Raw genomic sequence first — 2,482 nt, 5'->3', positions numbered from 1 at the left:
GTTTGTCACCGTGTTGCCGCGGCGTGACGGCGTGGAGTATTCGGTTGAGCATGCGGTCGTCGGCGGCCAAAACCGGTTTTTGATCTTGCACAACGACGGCGCGGTCAACTTCACGCTTGTCGAGGCGCCGGTCAGCGACACCAGCGCCCAGCGCACATTGATCGCGCACCGCGACGACGTGCGGCTCGACGCGGTGGATGCCTTCGCCGGCCATCTCGTGGTCAGCTACCGGCGGGAGGCGTTGCCGCGGATCCAGCTGTGGCCGATCCTCACCGAGGGCGGCTACGGTGTGCCAGAGGAAATCTCGTTCGACTCCGAGCTGATGGCAGCTGGACTGGGCCCCAACCCGAGCTGGGACTCGCCGAAACTGCGGATCGGAGCGGGATCGTTTCTGACGCCGGTGCAGATCTACGACGTGGACTTCGTCACCGGTGAGCGTACGCTGCTGCGCGAGCAGCCGGTGCTCGGCGGCTACCGCCGCGACGAGTACGTCGAACGTCGGGACTGGGCGCTCGCGGCCGACGGAACTCGGATCCCGGTGTCGATCGTCTACCGCGACGGCATCGAAGTCCCGGCGGCCACCCTGGTGTACGGCTACGGCGCCTACGAGATATGCGAGGATCCGCGGTTTTCCATCGCCCGACTGTCGCTGCTGGACCGCGGCATGGTCTTCGTCATCGCCCACGTCCGCGGCGGCGGCGAAATGGGTCGGCTGTGGTATGAGCACGGCAAGCTGCTGGAGAAGAAGAACACTTTCACCGACTTCGTCGCCGTCGCCAAGCATTTGGTGGACGCGGGACTGACCCGACCGCAGAACCTGGTCGCGTTGGGCGGCAGCGCCGGCGGACTGCTGGTGGGTGCCGTCGCGAATATGGCGCCGGAACTCTTCGCCGGCATACTGGCGCAGGTGCCCTTCGTCGACCCGCTGACTACGCTGCTTGATCCGTCGCTGCCGCTCACTGTCACCGAGTGGGACGAATGGGGAAACCCGTTGCGCGACAAGGATGTCTACTTCTACCTGAAATCCTATGCGCCGTACGAAAACGTCACTGCCCAGCGATATCCGGCGATCCTGGCGATGACGTCACTCAACGACACCAGGGTGTACTACGTCGAGCCTGCGAAGTGGGTGGCGGCGTTGCGCCACACCAAGACCGACGCCAGCCCGGTGTTGCTGAAGACTCAGATGAGCGCCGGCCATGGTGGTATCAGCGGACGTTACGAGCGCTGGAAAGAGGTGGCCTTCCAGTACGCATGGCTGCTAGCTGCCGCCGATCGCGACCACTACGGCAGCGGCCAGGTAGACGACCTCGTGAGCGGTGCGCAGGGGTAGTCGCGTCGTCATCGACTTGGGCGGATTGGGCATTCCCGATGCATAGATATTGGCCGGGAACATCGCCAGCATCAGCACCAGCAGGCATACCGCAGCGACCACCCGAGTAGTCGGCACCAACAAACCCGTGGCGCCGGCGAATTCGAGCACACCGGTGACGCTGACCAGCAGTCCCGGCGCGGGCAGGCGAGGCGGCACGATCGCGATCAGGTCGCGGCGCAGCGGCGGTACGAAATGCGCCACGCCCGTCAGCACGAACATCGCCGCCAGGCCGATCGCGATCGCTTTCGGCCAACTGCCGACATAGCCGACGCCGGCCCAGCCCACGACGCGGGCGACGATGCTGGCCAGTACGAGGGTGATCAGCGGAGCCATCTTTGTTTTCCAATCTAGACAATGACAAGTTTGGAAAGGGGTGCGCTGAGAGTAGCCGACGATCTAGTCACTGTCAAGATGGTCGGCTATCGTGGTGAGCGTGAGCCGTCCTAGCTACCACCACGGCGACTTGCGGGCCGTGATCTTGACGCAGGCCGCACGCCTGGTCGCCGAGCGCGGCGCTGACCGGGTGTCGTTGCGGGAGTTGGCCCGCGAAGCCGGTGTCTCGCATGCCGCGCCCGCACACCACTTCACCGATCGGCGCGGCTTGTTCACCGCGCTGGCCACCGAGGGTTTTTACATGCTGGCCGCAGCCCTCACCGACGCGCGGCCGCAGTTCGTCGACGCGGCGCTGGCCTATGTGCGGTTTGCCCTGGAGCATCCGGGCCATTACCGGGTGATGTTCGACAAGTCGCTGCTCGACGTATCTGACACCGAATTGGCCACCGCGGAAGCCGCCGCGGGAGCAGAACTTTCGCGAGGCGTGGCGACGCTGCGCGACGCGAAGGCCCACGCCGACCCGGGTGGCGCCGAACTGGCGGCATGGTCGCTGGTGCACGGGTTTGTGACGCTATGGCTCAACGATGCGGTGAACGCGCGCGTGAAGGCCGTCGATCCGATGATCACGGTCGAGCGGATCGCCCGGATGCTCCTCGAGGGTTAGCGGCGATCGCAAGCGCGGCGAAGCCGGGCGCAGCGGGTCGCCGCCATCGACCTAAGGCGATCGCAAGCGCGGCGAAGCCGGGCGCAGCGGGTCGCCGCCATCGACCTAAG

2 protein-coding genes and 1 pseudogene (1 of these 3 cut by a window edge) are annotated in these 2,482 nt (G+C 65.8%); 2 read left to right on the top strand and 1 reads right to left on the bottom strand.

All coding sequences use genetic code 11. The features are described from left to right. Positions 1 to 1,333 (top strand): annotated as a pseudogene (locus ACFE99_RS01250) (S9 family peptidase); it begins 818 nt to the left of the window's first position. Here ACFE99_RS01250 and ACFE99_RS01245 read toward each other — a convergent pair. Then, positions 1,262 to 1,708: a hypothetical protein gene (locus ACFE99_RS01245; protein ID WP_375481652.1), complete on the bottom strand. Its 447-nt coding sequence runs from the start codon at positions 1,706 to 1,708 to the stop codon at positions 1,262 to 1,264. The pseudogene ACFE99_RS01250 and the gene ACFE99_RS01245 overlap by 72 nt on opposite strands. Positions 1,709 to 1,808: 100 nt before the next feature. Between ACFE99_RS01245 and ACFE99_RS01240 the strand changes: the two genes are divergently transcribed. Then, positions 1,809 to 2,372 carry a TetR/AcrR family transcriptional regulator gene (locus ACFE99_RS01240; RefSeq protein WP_375481649.1) on the top strand — a complete coding sequence of 188 codons (564 nt, stop codon included), beginning with the start codon at positions 1,809 to 1,811 and terminating at the stop codon, positions 2,370 to 2,372. Positions 2,373 to 2,482 lie beyond the last annotated feature (110 nt).

The sequence above is a fragment of the uncultured Mycobacterium sp. genome (assembly GCF_964249325.1).
Taxonomy (GTDB): domain Bacteria; phylum Actinomycetota; class Actinomycetes; order Mycobacteriales; family Mycobacteriaceae; genus Mycobacterium.
The sequence above is the reverse complement of the archived record's forward strand: the minus strand, read 5'-3'. Positions and strand labels throughout refer to the sequence as shown.

What these genes read in the sequence shown, in the direction of transcription:
- ACFE99_RS01245 (WP_375481652.1), bottom strand. Translation starts at nt 1,708, where the DNA reads ATGGCTCCGCTGATCACCCTCGTACTGGCCAGCATCGTCGCCCGCGTC.